Source organism: Congregibacter variabilis (assembly GCF_045689235.1).
Classification (GTDB): Bacteria; Pseudomonadota; Gammaproteobacteria; order Pseudomonadales; family Halieaceae; genus Congregibacter; species Congregibacter variabilis.
The window spans coordinates 618,747-634,239 of the sequence record NZ_CP136864.1; the positions used below are offsets into that span (position 1 = coordinate 618,747).

Genomic DNA, 15,493 nt, shown 5'->3' on the forward strand with positions numbered 1-15,493 from the left:
GCATCGGGTCAGACTGTATCACCTTGCTTAGTTTGTTGCGTTTACTTTTGGTGTTGCTGCCCGGATAAGTCTCCCGCACCTCGTTACAACCCCACGCTGTTGTATTCGTGATCTAGTCGTTGTACCGATTGCGTTAAACACGGCTGAATTTGGTTATCATGGGCGCCTGGCAAGTCAACATAAAAAAACAGTGATCACAGACACTAGCGATAACTTCAGCCGATACCTACTACCGGACCGCCGCTCTGCGCGCGTATTCATCAAGGTCTTCCCTGCAGCACTCTTCGTGCTGGGGCTGCTTGTGGTTGCCGTGATTCGTTATGGCGATCAGCGGGCAGAAAAGGCGGTAATGGAGTCTCTTCAAAAAGAGGAGCGCCAGGCATCGGCCTCCATGTCGTTGGTAGTGCAACAGGCCCTGTTTACCACAACCGCAAGCCTTCAATATCTGGTGGCGCTCATTGAGCGCAATCTTGCTGAGGCGTCGCCGGTAGAGGACGTTGCGCAGACGATTCTGGATTTTTCCAGAGCTCACCCGATGTTCGATCAGCTTCGCTATTTAAATAATGAAGGTTATGAAGTGGTTCGTATTGATGCTGAGATCGAGGATTCTAAGATCGTGGCGTCAAGCCAGCTACAGGATAAATCCGCTCGAAGCTACTTTCAGCGCGGAGTGGCGCTGTCCAGAGGTAAGGTGATTGTCTTCCCGGTAGAATTCAATCAGGAGCGGGGTGTCATTGAGTATCCCCTGAAGCCTGTGATTCGAGTGGCCATGCCGGTCTTTGGCCCAGACGACAAAAAAGTGGGCGTAGCGATCATTAACTACAAGGCGACGGTTTTACTCAAGCGGCTTTTTGCTGCAGGGAAAGTCGCCAGGGGTAATCCGAATATTCTCAGCGTTCAGGGGCGCTGGCTCATGGAGACACAAGGATTTGAGCCGGCCAACTACCAGATGAATCCCATCGAGGATATGAGTTTTATCGAACGCTACCCACAAGAGTGGCGGTCAATCAGTCAAAGCACCGAGGGGGTTTTTCACACGGAAAACGGGCTCTACAGTTACCGGGTACTTTTGCCCTCGAGCTTGGGTGAAAGTTCTTCTGTGCGTCGGGTCTCTTGGACAGTCCCCAAGCGGGGTAGCGACGGGGAGGGCGGCTGGATCGTTTTGTCGCATATCCCCACAGAGCAAATAAACAGCATCCTGGCAGCAAATCAGATGCTGCCCAGATCGGCCAAGGTTCTACTAGGCGGGATGGTTCTTTTGAGCGCCTGGCTTGTTGCGCTGCAGTTTTCGGGCAACCGTGTGCGCATCCTGAGTCTCACCAGTGCTGCTCGGTCGGACGACCTCACAGGACTTGTGAATCGAGGCGAGTTTGATCGAAACCTGTTTCGAGCCATTAGCCTGGCACAGCGTAATAAGCGCCCAATGGGTGTTGTTTACATTGACGTCAATGAGTTCAAAACACTTAACGACACCCATGGTCATGCTTCCGGGGATAAAGTGTTGATTGCCATCGGTGATCGACTTGTGAAGTCCTGCCGCAACTCTGATGTTGCAGCGCGATTAGGTGGCGATGAGTTTGCGGTGATTCTATGGGAGCTTGCCGGTCGCGCCGACGCTCGGGTAGCGGCCATGAGTATCGCCGCTCGAATGCAAAAACCGCTGAAACTGGATCATGGTGAGTATCAAACCAGCGTAAGTATCGGCGTTGCGTTGTATCCTGACGATGGCACCACGCCAGAAGCCTTGCTGGCACATGCAGATCAAAAAATGTACGCCGAAAAGGCCTTGTCAAAAGAAGCCGCGAGAGCGAAAGCGCAAACCCAGATGGCGTAGCTCGGAGCCTTCAAAAAATACAATCTATTGGGCGAAGAAACAGCGGTGAATAGCATCGCCAAACACCAGGGTAGTGAACAGCATCGCCAAAAACACGGCTGCAGAACCCATATCCTTAGCTCTGCCCAAAAGCTCGTTATGCTCAAGACTGATAGCGTCAGCCAACGCCTCCAAGGCGGAATTGACCAATTCGGTCAGTAATAAGAGTATGAGGCTGAGTAGTAACATCAATAGTTGCGTGCCAGTTTCGGCGATGTAAAACGCCAGTGGACACAGCACAGTGACCAGAAATAGTTCCTGCCGAAATGCAGCCTCGTGGCGAAGTGCAGCCCCAAAACCCTTGTAGGTACAAAGCGCCGCTTTCAGGATGCGACCAGGGCCTTTACCGTTAGGCTTATTCATAAAAACTTTTATCGTGGATGGTGGGGGCGCAATCTTAAGCTTGCCTGCCTGACCTATCAACGTGCCTGCCAACCTTCGGCCTAGGGATACCTTGCGCGCCCCCTGGGTGGGGTCGTATCTCCAAGCCTGAATAAGTGTGTGCCGTCAGCACGCCAGGCTTGTAATACCTTCAGATGCCTCGAGCGGACGTATCGGCTATAGTCGGACCGTTGTTGAGCTCCATCAAACCCCATCTTGGCTACAACGATGGGTTGTTCGTCGGTCTCGGCCGTCGACGTTTTTTTAGCTATCAGTTTTGACTCAATACGCGAGCCCGTGCCGAATGACTTTGAGGATCCTCCGCTTACTAATATGTATGTCCCTGCTCGCGTGGGGTTCATGGGTGTTTGCAGTTGATTTTGATTTGCCCCCTGACCCGTCTCGTCTCGATGTGAACTGGTGGGATTACTTTGTTGCAGGGCAGGACGATACCCCCGAGGCCGTGGAGCAGCGATTTGAAACAGGCGCTGTACGTCTGTCAGAACTCAAAGAGCAATTAGCAGCGGAAGGATTGGCAAGTCAGGCTGCTTTAGCAGACACCGTACTCAAAGATTTAAGTCGATATCAGCAGTTTAAGGCTCGGCCCTTTCCACTACCCCCTGTCGCTAAAGTCGCGCAGGACAGCTATACCGTTGCTGAAATACGCGCACTTATCGAGGAGCTTCGTAAGACCGGTGTACAGCGCTCGGAAGAAGATCAGGAGATTGTGCAGCTAGAGAACGCCATCTCCGCTGGACAGAATGATTTAAACGAGCAAAAAGTTCGGTACCGCGCATCAGCTGAGACCTCCCCGGATCGAATGGAGGAGGGCTTGCTGTTAATGCAGTCCAGATTACAGCTGGAATTGGCCAGACTTGAATTGCTCTGGCGTAGAACGAACAGTAAGTCCCTGGGACAACAAATCGATGACCTTCAGGCTCTGGTAGAGGATGCGGCAAAGCGCTTGACCACCTCAGAAGAGGACGTTGCTGCAGCAGAGAACGCTCGAGCGTCGGCATTAAACACTGCCAAAGAGTTACGCATGAAACTTTTGCGAGTGCAGTTGGCCCAGAGCGGCGCACTGGCATTGACGCCGCTTGAACAGGCTCGAGATCGACTTGCCAGTCAATCGATGATCGAGCTGGATGTGCAGGCGACGAGACAGGAGCTAGTGGCCAGTGAGTACGCTCTGATCCAGCGAATCCTGATTCGTATCGGGCAAGGCAAGACGCCACCTGGGGAGGCAGATCGTAGCTATCTGTCGACGTATATCGAGGAGCTCAGCAAATTAGAAGACAGCTTGGCCAAGTGGCGTAGAGAGACGGCCCGAAGCAGAGAGACTGCTATGGCTGGCATGTCTGATGACAATAGCAAACAGCTGCAGACGCTGCTGGAACAACGCGCGCGGCTGTCGGACTCGACCGAGCGAGAGCTGCGCGGTTTAGATGAGGAGCTGATCGGCGGATTCCAGCTTGGGAATCTCTTTGACTCACTTTTGGCTCAGGGCGAGGGTCGTGTCACCCGCAGTGTGCAGTTTGCTGAACACCTCGCGGATTTAAGTTGGGAGAAAGTGCTGCGTCTTTTGAGCACCAGCTTATTTGAACTCGGTGGGGCACCGGTAACTACCCTTGATATCTTCAGGATGTTCATCATCCTTACCGCGGCTTGGTGGATCTCGAAGATTTTATCCAAAACCCTGGTGAGGATCGCAGCAGCGCGCAACACCGTGAATGACGGCTCAATTTATACACTTAGCCGAATACTGCACTACATCATTCTTGCCGTCGGCATTATGGTCGCGCTGTCCTCCATTGGCATCGACTTTACAAAGTTCGCTCTTTTCGCAAGCGCTTTGGGAGTCGGTATTGGCTTTGGCCTGCAGACCCTGGTGGGCAACTTTGTCGCCGGATTGATCATATTGTTTGAGCGAAGCCTCAAGATCGGTGATTTTGTGGAGCTTGAGTCGGGTGTCACCGGCGAGGTGCGCGAAATCAATATGCGCAGCACTCTGGTTACGACAAATGACAATATCGACATCGTTGTTCCGAACTCCGAGTTTGTTAACGGTCAGGTTACCAACTGGACCATGCGTGAAGTTTATCGGCGTGTTCGCATTCCTTTTGGAGTGGCCTACGGCACCGATAAAGAGCTTGTGAAAAAAGCCGCGTTGGAAGCGGCCAATAACGTACCGCTGACGCACCAGAAAAATAAATCCCGTAAGCCCCAATTGTGGTTCGTCGAGTTTGGTGACAGCAGTCTCAATTTTGAACTCGTGGTGTGGCTTGAGCCGGATGCGGTGAAGCGTCCGGGTCATGTGCATGCAAGTTATCTTTGGGCCATTGACGACAAGCTGAGGGAGTATGCCATCGAGGTTCCGTTTCCCCAGCGAGATCTGCATGTTCGCAGTGTGTTTGGCAAAACGTCGGCTGAGGATCTGCCGTTGATGGGCGGTAAGCCGGAGAGCCTTGGGTAAATCACATGGCTGATATATTTCAAAGATGGGGTGATGCGTGATCAAGGCAATGTGGCTGGGCGATGACGGGGAGGCCCATAGTGGTAAAGAAGAGATTGTTGCGAAGTGGCAAGCTTCAACTGACACTTATTTATGGTTGGATTTTGAGGGAAGCATAACTCCCGATTTCAAGAACCTGCTGAAAGAAATGGGCTGCGACCCGCTAGCGATTACCGACTCTTCCAGGGTGCGACATCCGCCAAAAGTAGAGCACTTTGAGCACAATACATTTGTCTTGTTCCGGGGGATTTCAAGCTTGGGAGCGGACCTCGAGCTCGAGCCTCAGCAACTGGGCATTTGGGTGGGAGATCGATGCCTCATCACTGTTCACCGTGGAGAGTCTGTGAGTGTGGACTATTTTTGGGAACGGGCTACCAAGCAAAAGTCACTTGCCGAACCTGGTCGGCTGGCCCTGCGTATCATTCACTACGCATCAGGACGCTACCTGACCACACTGCTTGACTTTGAGGAACGTCTATCCGCCCTGGAAGACGGACTTCTCTCGGATATTTCAGAGCTGGACATGAAGGAACTCGTCGCTTACCGCACGCGCCTGCGTAAGTTGCGGCGCATTTTTAGTTATCACAAGGTACTGGCAGAATCTATTTGGCGCCAAGGGGGGCCTTATCTTGGCAATGGAGACGATGCGTTGGCGCATATGCGACGCGATGTCTACGACCGCTGCGAGCGGGTTTATAGCCTTTGTAGTATGTACTACGAACTTTGCAGTGACCTGGTGGAAGGTCACATATCACTCAGCTCCCACAACCTCAACGTGACTATGAAAATTCTCACGATCATCTCGGCAATATTTGTTCCCATGACATTCATGGCCGGCATCTATGGAATGAATTTTGAGCATATGCCGGAACTGGGCTGGCGCTACGCCTATTTCAGTCTGCTGGGGCTCATGGGGGTGATGGCCGTATCGATGTTAGTCGTGTTTAAGAAAGTGAAATGGCTCTGAGCAAGCTTATGTCTTTGCAAATTGCTTTTTTCTGCGTTTGCCAACCAGGTAGGAGCGTGCGGGATCTACAGTGAACGTTCCCTGAATGGCGGTGCGCCCCAGTAAGACTCGAAATTTCATGGTGTCCCTGTCGGTGAGCGTGACTTCCGCTGTCTGTTCGTGGTCGCCAATAGTCATCGTGGTTTCTATCACGTAACGCAGTTCTTCGTGCCCGCCGGAATCCCTCACAACACGCTGTTCAAGTACGGGCGCCTTGCACTGAATGACTTCTGTCCCGTCTGTTTGGCTGGGATGAATATCAAAGCTAACCCAGCTAGCACCTTCGTGTTCAAAGGGCTCGACTTTGAATGCATGCAGGCAGGAAGTGCGTGCCCCGGTATCCACCTTCGCTTTTATCTGAGCGATTCCGATATCAGGGAATCCGATCCACTCGCGCCATCCCAATGTTCTAAGTTCACTCATTGCTAGTTTCCGGGCCAAAAATGTTGAGGGGTCTTGCACGTTGTTGATTACTTGAATCGTGATCCCGACAAGAACTTGATTTTAAAACTGGAGCCCTTCCCGGTGGCCAAGTCTACCAATATTTCGCCCAGTGCCGGAGCGAATTTATAGCCATGCCCCGACAGTCCCGCCGTGTATGCAACATTATGCAATCCCGGATAAAGATCCAAAATAAAATCATCGTCTGGCGAGCGAGTATAAAAACAACTCCGATGCTCCAGACGTTCAAGCTCTACCCCGGGGAGATACTTGTCGACAAAATCTTCAATACGCTCGTTGTCCTGTGGAGAAGGGTTTCGATGCGCGCTCAAGGGGTTTGTCACTAATTCTCCGCCGGAGTGCTCCGCCACCTTCAGTCGCCCATTGCTCGCAGGAAAGCCATAGAAAGCACCCTGGGGAAGTTCATAAAAAAAGCCATTCCGGTAACGCTTATCACGGCAGCGAAACCAGTGAAGATGTTTGCGCTCTACGCGAAGCGGAACATTTAGCCGTGGGAGAAACCCGCTACTCCAGGGGCCCGCAGTGATCACCAATGCAGCAGCACTGAAGTCCCCAGCGTCGGTCTTCACCACTACGGCATCGCCTTGGGGCTCCCAGCCTGAAATGTTGAGTCCATGCCGATGCTTTGCGCCGGCGCTCCGTGCTTGATCAAGGTGCGCTTGTATGCAGCGCTCCACAGGCAACCAGCCTGCATCGGGCTCAAAAATAGCGATGGAGTCATCGGGAACCTTGTATTGCGGGATGTCGCTGGTATGCAGCTTGTCGATGCGAAGTTTGTGTTGAGCAGCAGATGTGAGAACACCCGAGATGATCTCGCCATCCTTAGGACCCATGTAGACACCGCCGGTTTTATGCAAAAGCGTCGTGTCCAGCTCATCCCAAAGTTCGTAGCTGCGGCGCAACATGGGCACATAATCAGTATGCTCAAAGTAAGACAGACGTATCAATCGTGACTCACCGTGAGAGCTTCCTCGATCATGGGCGGGGGGGAAGCGGTCGATACCCAGACACTTGAGTCCCCGGCTCGCAGCGCTAAACAAAGCCGCGCTACCGATACCACCGGTGCCCAGAACAATGAGGTCATAGGTGTCGTCAGAGCCGCTCATCCGGTGCAGCCCACACGCGCGCAGGAGCTTTTATGAATAAAAGGTTTTTTTCTCATTCCCGAAGGCTCCTGGGGCTATTATTGATTCAGCGTTATATTGTTGCCATGCATAGAGACTTAAGCAACACAGTACTGTCAACAACCACAGCGCAGGCGATTGCCAGCTCCACTGTGATTCAGTCGCTGTGGAGTGGCTACGGTGAGATCCTGCGACTGGAGTTGGCAGGGGCAGTCCATCCATCGGTGATTCTCAAGCACATCAAACCGCCTAAAGCAGCTGTGCATCCGCGGGGTTGGAATACGGATATTTCGCATGATAGGAAAGTACGCTCCTATCAGGTGGAAGCCTGCTGGTATCAAAACTATGCGCATCGCTGCGATAGCAGTTGCCCCGTGCCTGATTGTTTGGCGGTGAAGGTGGACGTCGACGAAACTATCCTGCTACTGACGGATCTGGACGCAGCGGGCTTTGACACTAGAAAAGAGTCTGTCAGCATCGACGACATGCATGCATGCCTGGACTGGCTGGCGAGCTTTCATGCGACATTTCTCGGTAGTTCAGTCGAAGGCCTTTGGGAGTGCGGCAGCTACTGGCACCTGGACACACGGCCGGATGAATTGGCTGCACTTGAAGATGTCCGTCTTCGCGAATCAGCCTCGCTGATCGACGGGCAGCTGCGCAGCTGTCGCTATCAAACCTTGATTCACGGTGATGCCAAGCTCGCTAACTTTTGTTTCACCGGCGACACGTCTAAGCCCCGCGTGGCGGCTGTAGACTTCCAGTATGTGGGCCGAGGCTGTGGTATGAAAGATGTGGCCTATTTTGTCGGTAGCTGTTTGCGTGAGGATGATTGCGAAGCTTTAGAGGACGCGCTGCTGGACCACTATTTCTGCACGCTGCAAGAGCAGCTCGCGCAAAAAAAACCTGGCTTCGATGCCGATGACTTGGAGGCCGAGTGGCGAGAATTATATGATGTCGCTTGGGCAGATTTTCATCGTTTCCTGAAGGGTTGGAGCCCGGGTCACTGGAAAATCAACAGCTATAGCGAAAAGCTGACCCGCCGGGTCATCGAGCGACTGCAAGCATGAATAGTCACCCCCTGCCGCTGCAGCAATTGTGTGCAACTGCTAGGCACGCTGCGCAAAAGGCGGGGCGGTTTGTGCACAGCGCCGACCGCGATCAATTACGGCAACGGTATAAAGAAGCTGGCAGCAGTTCGGCATCACAGATTGTTACCGAGGTGGATTTAGAGAGCGAGGCCCTCATTCGACAGAGCCTCGAGGCGGCGTCTGAACAATGGGACATTGCCTTTGTGGGGGAGGAGTCTTCGCAGACCGTTGCGGACCTTACGCCGGCACGTTTGTTGAAGCCTTATTACTGGTGTGTAGATCCATTGGATGGCACCCTGCCATTTGTGCAGGGCAAACCGGGATATGCGGTTTCCATCGCCCTGGTCGCTCAGTCAGGTGAGCCGCTCATAGGCGTTGTCTACGACCCCGTACACTCGAAACTACTGCACGCCATCAAAGGGCAGGGTGCCTATGAAGATCGAGCTCGGATCAGCGGGGCAGAGTTTTCATCCACATCACTGAAGGTTTTTGCCGACGAAAGCTTTCGAGTTGACAAACGTTACGCTGAGGTATCGGGTGCCTTAAATGACTGTGCAACGAACCTGGGCTTGGGTGGCATAGAAATGATTTATGGTAGTGGCGCGGTAAAGAACGCCTGCCAGGTTTTGGACTACCCCGCTGCTTGCTATCTCAAAACGCCCAAGACGCAGGATGGTGGCGGCAGTATTTGGGATTTTGCTGCCACAGCGTGCATTGTCAGGGAGGCTGGGGGCTGGGCTAGCGATGCTCTCGGGCAAACGCTGGTACTAAACCCACCGGGCTCGACTTTTATGAATCAAGGCGGTGTGCTCTACGCTTCAAATGAGCGGATAGCGCGATATTTGATCGACAGGCTTTAGGTCGCAGGCCCGAAATGCATCTAGTGCTGGCAGCTTTGTCAGTCCACCATCATAATATGCGCCTGCCACTCGCCTCCTATCTCAAAGGTCCTCTCTAAATCATGACTCAATCCATCGCCGCACTCCTGGCGGCAGAGCTTGCTATTGACGTTAAACAGGCCATTGCCGCTGTAGCCCTTCTGGATGAGGGCGCCACAGTGCCTTTTATATCTCGCTACCGAAAGGAGGTAACCGGTGGATTGGACGATACGCAAATGCGGCTTTTAGAGGAGCGCCTGCGATACCTTCGCGAGATGGCGGAGCGTCGGGATGCGATTCTCAAGAGCATAGACGAGCAGGATAAGTTGACACCGGAGTTAGAGGCGGCGATCAAAGATGCCGAGACAAAAAGCCGCCTGGAAGACCTGTACCTGCCTTACAAGCCCAAGCGAAGGACTAAGGCGATGATTGCCCGAGAGGCAGGCTTGGAGCCCCTCGCGGATGCTTTATATGGCGATCCAAACCTCGATCCTGAGGTGCTTGCCGCAGACTATTTAAATGTAGAAGCAGGTTTTGATAGTAATAAGGCCGTGCTGGACGGTGCTAAGCAAATCCTGATGGAACGATTTGCCGAGGACGCGGAGTTGCTGCATCGGCTGCGGAGCTTTCTTAAGTCTGACGGGCTTCTGGCATCCCGTGTGGTGACGGGTAAAGAGGAGGAGGGTGCCAAGTTCAGTGACTACTTTGAGCATACTGAACCTCTTAAGTCGGTACCGTCTCACCGTGCTCTAGCGATGTTCAGAGGGCGCAATGAAGGGTTTTTGATGCTGGATTTACGGCTTACTTCTGAAGAGTCCAGCGCTGATACGCATCCCTGCCAAGGCATGATTGCCGCACACTGGAGCATTGAAGATAAGGGCAGGGCTGCGGACAAGTGGCTCGCCGAAGTCGTTCGTTGGACCTGGTCAGTCAAAATGCCACTGCATATTCAGAGTGATCTACTTATGGCTTTGCGCGAGCAATCCGAAGCTGAGGCAATTCGCGTTTTTGCAAGTAATCTAAAGGACTTGCTGCTGGCAGCTCCGGCGGGGCCACAGGTGACTATTGGTCTGGATCCAGGTTTACGTACCGGGGTGAAAGTTGCTGCGGTAGATGCCACGGGCAAGCTGGTCGATCAGGCGACGATTTATCCAACACCACCGCAGAATAAAATCCGTGAGGCGGCCGCGACACTTGTCACCATGATCAAGAAGCATGGCGTTCAATTAATAAGCATAGGTAACGGCACCGGCAGTAGAGAGACCGATCGCTTTGTGGCCGAGGCGCTTGCAGCACATGCGGAATTATCGGTACGCCGGGTTGTGGTTAATGAAGCGGGCGCTTCCATTTACTCGGCCTCTGAGCTTGCTGCAAAGGAGTTCCCGGATGTTGACGTCACGATTCGCGGCGCGGTATCTATTGCCAGACGCTTACAGGATCCGCTTGCCGAGCTGGTGAAGATAGATCCGCAATCCATAGGGGTAGGGCAGTACCAACACGATGTCAGTCAGGTGCAGCTGGGACGCCAACTTAACGCCGTGGTAGAGGATTGCGTGAATGCGGTAGGCGTAGATATCAATACGGCGTCCTCGCCATTGTTAACCCGGGTATCCGGATTGAGCCCACGCATTGCCGAAAACATTGTGTCCATGCGTGACACCAAGGGGCGCTTTGAGAATCGTAAAGCCTTGCTGGACGTCGTTGGCATGGGCGCCAAGACCTTTCAGCAGGCCGCTGGCTTTTTACGGGTCATGGATGGCGACAACCCTCTGGATGCATCTGCGGTGCACCCAGAGTCGTATTCCCTGGTCGAGAAAATCGCAACGGAAAATGGTCGGGAACTGCGAGGACTCATTGGTGATAGCCCGTTTCTGCGCGCGGTAAACGCCAGGGACTATGTTTCCAAAGACGTTGGACTGCCAACGGTGACTGACATCCTCAGTGAGCTGGAAAAACCGGGACGGGATCCACGTCCCGAGTTTAAGACGGCCAAGCTGCAAGATGGTATCGAGAAAATCACGGACCTGCGGTTGGATATGGTGCTTGAGGGCACTGTGACTAACGTCACCAGTTTTGGCGCTTTTGTAGACGTAGGCGTACACCAGGACGGCTTGGTGCATATATCAGCGATGTCGGATAAGTTTATTAAAGATCCACGCGAAGCAGCCAAAGCCGGTGACATCGTTAAAGTGAAAGTCATGGCCATTGATGTGCCGCGCAAACGCGTGGGCTTGAGTATGCGCCTGACAGACAGTGCACAAGAGCCGGGGGCAGAGCCCAAGAAGAGGAATCACCGTCCAGCTCAGGGTAAGCGCGAGAATGCACAGCCGACTCGGCCGCGTAGGGGTCCTCAAGGAACTGCAAAGCAGTCCTCAAACCACGGCGCAGTAAAGCCTAATAACGCTTTTGCCGATGCGTTTGCAAAGGCTCGAGACAAGCGCTGACAGCTAACCGACCCGACGGTGCCTAGACTAAATGGGCAAGCGACAACAGGAAAAACCCAAGGGTGACCGTCAGCGCCGATAACAGTGTGGTGAGTACTACAATGTTGGCTGCGAGGCCGCCGTTGCCGCCCGCGGCCACCACCATGACGAAGCTCGCCGCTGCCGTCGGCGAGGCGAGTAAAAGAAATAGCACGCCCAGAGCTTCGCCGCGCACACCCATCGCCAGTCCAATTAGAACTGCCAGAACGGGTGCAAGACACAGGCGCCAGATCGTAGCTTCGCGGGTGAGGGTGGCCGCGGAGCGCAGGAGAGACAGCTTCATGGCGCCGCCAATACACAGCAGCGCGATAGGTAAAAAGTAGTTGGAAACGCCCCGCGCTAGCTGTGGCACCAAGGCCGGAAGCGGAACCCCCAATGCACTGACGAGCAAGCCCAGGAAAATGCCGATGATCAGTGGATTTCTGGCCATGCTCAAGATCAAGGTGACCGCCGATTGGCGCGACCCAAGTGTCGTGTTTAACAACCACACGGCGATGACGTTATATAGCGCTGTGAGCACAGCGATCGGCAATGCTGCCAGTCTAAGGCCGGACTCCCCGAAGGCGGCAGCGCAAAGCGCAATGCCCACGATGGCCAGGTTTGAACGATAGGCGCCCTGGACAAAGATACCCAGTTCGCGTCGGGCAAAACCGCGCCACACTCCATAGGACCAGGCGAGCACCACAGTAATCCCGGTGGCGACGATGGCGGCGAAAAGGTGATCGACGTTACCGGATCGGCGAAGGTCCAGCTGCGCAGCACTGGCAAACAAAAGAAAAGGCAGTGCATATCTGAAGCCAAATTGAGAGATGGCGTCGACCATCTGCTCGGATAACCAGCCAAGGCGGCGTGCCGCCACGCCCGCAAGAACCCAGCAGAATGTAGGTCCGGATACAGCAAGGGCAGTGAGCAATATGCTGAGGGGTGAATCCAAGGAGTGCGGTTACCTTAGGCGGAGGGGTTTAGCGGTTTCTGATGGCTACTGTATTGTTATCCATGCGGTCTATTTAACATAATATGTATTATACGCAGTTATGGGTATACGGCCCTGGCGCCCTGCGCCCGCCAATCAGGCGAGCTAACTCGTTCTGTGCAAGCCACGGCGTGCTCATTCAGCCTGCGCCGTCATCTTGACCATATCGTAGCCGGCGTCGGTTTTAGCTAATTCTGCATTTACCGAATCTACAAAAGCCTGATCATAGGCTGCTGCACCTGCAGTGGACCAAAAAGCGCGCCCGCCCGGTGACCCCAGAATACTGCGTATGTCGTTTTGTACAATGGCCCATTGCGTGTCCGGCAGTACATCGTCAGCATAGGATTGGTGCATCACCGACCAGAGGTTTGCGTACTGGCCAACGAACATAAAAAACTGCATGCGTTCGTCTTCGTTTAGATCGTCCACCGAGGCAAGTCCTCGCCGGAACACCGACGCCGCTTGCAGGTCCTGAGCGATCACCATGTTGATCTGTCCCGCAGCGTCCACAAATGCATAGCGAGCTTCGGACTGAGCTTGTTTGTTAATGCTGCGGGTTTGAATCGCAAGATACACCAGTGAGACCACAATCAGCGCCAGGCCCAAGAGCTCGACAACCGCCGCGACGGCTTCCCAGTTAATAGTCACTTAAATTACTCCTTGGGTGTCTTGCGTTCCCTGTAGCGTCGCTACAATAGATCGTGATCCGGCCCGATCACGATGCTCCGCCAGATATACCCCCTGCCAGGTTCCCAGCGCCAAATGTCCCTGGCGTATAGGAATGGTCAGATCGATGCCAATAAGGACACTTTTTATGTGCGCCGGCATATCGTCATCGCCCTCAAGAACGTGCCGATAGTAAGGCGCGTTGCGGGGTGCGAGCGTTTCAAAGTGTCGCTGCAGGTCGCGGCGCACATCAGGGTCAGCGTTTTCATTAATAGCTAATGACGCCGAGCTATGTTGTATGAACAGATGCAGCAGCCCTACTTCGCAGCGCTCAATGCCCTGCACCCTGCTCTCGATGAATTCTGTGATGAGATGAAAGCCGGGTTCAAACGGCGGAAGCGTAATCAGTGATTGCGTCCAGATTGTAATAGCCCCTTAACCGAGCACTAAAGGCACCAGCCATACAGCGGCAGCCGTAAGCAAACATAACGACACAATATTCATTACGAAGCCGGCTCGGATCATGTCTGAGATTCGAAGTACGCCAGAGGCAAAGACAATGGCGTTAGGTGGCGTTGCTACCGGAAGCATAAAAGCGCAACTGGCGGCTAAAGTAACGGGCACGCACAGTACCAGCGGATCTATGCCCATTTGCAGGGCAATCGCCCCCACTACCGGTAAGAACGTTGCGGCTGTAGCAAGGTTACTGGTGAGTTCGGTAAGAAAAACAACCAGCCCCGCAGAGGCCAGCACCAGAACCAATGTGCCCAACGATGCCAGCGGTGCCAGGCCCTCCCCTAACCAGTTGGCAAGCCCTGAGTCAGATACCTGTGCCGCAAGACTTAGGCCGCCACCAAATAAAACAAGTACGCCCCAGGGCAAGCGAGCAACATCTGGCCAACTCATCAGTGCACCCCCTTTAATGTCGCCATTAGGCACTACAAACAGGAGTAAGGCTGCAGCCATAACGATGCCGGTATCGCTCAGCCCCGATAGCCCGGGCAGCTCTGCAAGCATACTGCGCGACATCCATAGTAGAACGACGAGCAAAAACACCATGCCCACTCGCTTTTCAGCTTTGCTCATCTCCCCCAGGTCTTCGCGCATCGCGACGATCATTTGTTGTGCCTGCTCGCTTGCAGGAATGTTCACTTTAAAAACGATCGAGGTGAGTAGCCACCATCCCAGGGGCAGTAATACTACAGTGAGCGGAACGCCGATCATCATCCAGTCTGCAAAGGCAATAGTGATTCCGTAGCTGTCCTCAAGGAAGGCTGCCAGAAGTATGTTCGGCGGTGTGCCAACCAGGGTAGAGAGCCCACCAATCGTGGTGGAGTATGCAAGAGCCAACATCAGCGCGATTTGAAACTGCCTGGCATCGGCATCGTTAACACGCAAGGTCTGGTCAGCGATCAGACCCGCTACCGAAACTGCTATGGGCAAAAGCATCATGGTGGTTGAAGTGTTTGTCATCCACATTGATAACAAGGCGGCCACTACCATAAATCCTAGAATCAACCTTTTGCCGTCGGTACCGGTTCTAGAAAGGATCCACAGCGCTATGCGTCGATGCAGCGACCATTTCTCAACGGCTAAAGCCAGAACAAAGGCACCGAGAAAAAGATAGATAATCGGATGGGCATAGCTTTGAGCGGCCTCCTTCATGGGCGCAATGCCAAAGAGGTCGAACACCACCAGTGGAATAAAGCCTGTCGCTGGAACCGGGATAGCCTCTGTAGCCCACCAAATCGCCATCCACATTCCCACCGCGGCAACTCTCCAGGCGACATCGGGCATGGTTTCCTGATTTTCACCCAAAAGAAGCATGAGTGCGCAAGCGGCTGGTCCGGTCACTATCCCTATGCGTTGATAAATGGCGAGCGAAGTATCGCTGTGGACCGCCTCAGGCGCGTTCATGTTGTGTCTCCGGCAGCGACTCTGCGCTTCTTAACTTTGCGCGCAGCATACGTGAATGTCGCAATTGATCATAAGGTGATGTGAGTATTTTGATGACAGAAATCAAACATTTCACTGCCGAATTCGA

At 53.6% G+C, this 15,493-nt stretch carries 13 protein-coding genes; 6 read left to right on the forward strand and 7 right to left on the reverse strand.

Features of this window, described 5'->3' with window-relative positions; all coding sequences use genetic code 11:
* Nucleotides 1-190: 190 nt before the first annotated feature.
* Nucleotides 191-1,834, forward strand: coding sequence for a sensor domain-containing diguanylate cyclase (locus R0135_RS02835; protein ID WP_407348750.1), 1,644 nt, complete (start codon nucleotides 191-193; stop codon nucleotides 1,832-1,834).
* A gap of 24 nt (nucleotides 1,835-1,858) precedes the next feature.
* Here R0135_RS02835 and R0135_RS02840 read toward each other — a convergent pair whose 3' ends face one another.
* Entirely contained in the window at nucleotides 1,859-2,236 is a 378-nt protein-coding gene (locus R0135_RS02840) for a diacylglycerol kinase (protein WP_407348751.1), read from the reverse strand.
* 382 nt (nucleotides 2,237-2,618) lie between these two features.
* Here R0135_RS02840 and R0135_RS02845 point away from each other — a divergent pair, with 382 nt between their 5' ends.
* Both R0135_RS02845 and R0135_RS02850 read left to right on the forward strand, forming a co-directional pair.
* Nucleotides 2,619-4,727, forward strand: coding sequence for a mechanosensitive ion channel domain-containing protein (locus R0135_RS02845; protein ID WP_407348752.1), 2,109 nt, complete (start codon nucleotides 2,619-2,621; stop codon nucleotides 4,725-4,727).
* A gap of 37 nt (nucleotides 4,728-4,764) precedes the next feature.
* Nucleotides 4,765-5,733, forward strand: a complete 969-nt coding sequence (locus R0135_RS02850) for a magnesium transporter CorA family protein (RefSeq protein ID WP_407348753.1) — start codon at nucleotides 4,765-4,767, stop codon at nucleotides 5,731-5,733.
* A gap of 6 nt (nucleotides 5,734-5,739) precedes the next feature.
* On the opposite strand, the gene R0135_RS02855 is transcribed toward R0135_RS02850, so the two are convergent.
* Both R0135_RS02855 and solA read right to left on the reverse strand, forming a co-directional pair.
* Nucleotides 5,740-6,195: an ATP-dependent zinc protease gene (locus tag R0135_RS02855; RefSeq protein ID WP_407348754.1), complete on the reverse strand. Its 456-nt coding sequence runs from the start codon at nucleotides 6,193-6,195 to the stop codon at nucleotides 5,740-5,742.
* 47 nt (nucleotides 6,196-6,242) lie between these two features.
* Nucleotides 6,243-7,340 carry an N-methyl-L-tryptophan oxidase gene (solA, locus tag R0135_RS02860; RefSeq protein ID WP_407348755.1) on the reverse strand — a complete coding sequence of 366 codons (1,098 nt, stop codon included), beginning with the start codon at nucleotides 7,338-7,340 and terminating at the stop codon, nucleotides 6,243-6,245.
* Nucleotides 7,341-7,372: 32 nt separating this feature from the next.
* Between solA and R0135_RS02865 the strand changes: the two genes are divergently transcribed.
* The 3 genes from R0135_RS02865 (at nucleotide 7,373) to R0135_RS02875 (ending at nucleotide 11,771) form a co-directional block, all read left to right on the forward strand.
* Complete coding sequence (locus tag R0135_RS02865) at nucleotides 7,373-8,428, forward strand: oxidoreductase family protein (protein WP_407348756.1); 1,056 nt, start codon at nucleotides 7,373-7,375, stop codon at nucleotides 8,426-8,428.
* 71 nt (nucleotides 8,429-8,499) lie between these two features.
* On the forward strand, nucleotides 8,500-9,309 hold the full coding sequence (locus R0135_RS02870; protein ID WP_407348757.1) for a 3'(2'),5'-bisphosphate nucleotidase CysQ: 810 nt from the start codon (nucleotides 8,500-8,502) through the stop codon (nucleotides 9,307-9,309).
* Nucleotides 9,310-9,410: 101 nt separating this feature from the next.
* Nucleotides 9,411-11,771, forward strand: a complete 2,361-nt coding sequence (locus tag R0135_RS02875; RefSeq protein ID WP_407348758.1) for a Tex family protein — start codon at nucleotides 9,411-9,413, stop codon at nucleotides 11,769-11,771.
* 22 nt (nucleotides 11,772-11,793) lie between these two features.
* Here the strand turns inward: R0135_RS02875 and R0135_RS02880 are convergent, their stop codons facing one another.
* From R0135_RS02880 to R0135_RS02895, 4 genes are all read right to left on the reverse strand, one after another.
* Nucleotides 11,794-12,744, reverse strand: coding sequence for an AEC family transporter (locus R0135_RS02880; RefSeq protein ID WP_407348759.1), 951 nt, complete (start codon nucleotides 12,742-12,744; stop codon nucleotides 11,794-11,796).
* Nucleotides 12,745-12,918: 174 nt separating this feature from the next.
* A complete protein-coding gene (locus R0135_RS02885) occupies nucleotides 12,919-13,431 on the reverse strand; it encodes a hypothetical protein (protein WP_407348760.1) in 513 nt (170 codons plus the stop codon).
* A complete protein-coding gene (locus R0135_RS02890) occupies nucleotides 13,432-13,872 on the reverse strand; it encodes a secondary thiamine-phosphate synthase enzyme YjbQ (RefSeq protein WP_407349868.1) in 441 nt (146 codons plus the stop codon).
* 12 nt (nucleotides 13,873-13,884) lie between these two features.
* A complete protein-coding gene (locus tag R0135_RS02895; RefSeq protein WP_407348761.1) occupies nucleotides 13,885-15,366 on the reverse strand; it encodes an SLC13 family permease in 1,482 nt (493 codons plus the stop codon).
* Between the last annotated feature and the right edge of the window lie 127 nt (nucleotides 15,367-15,493).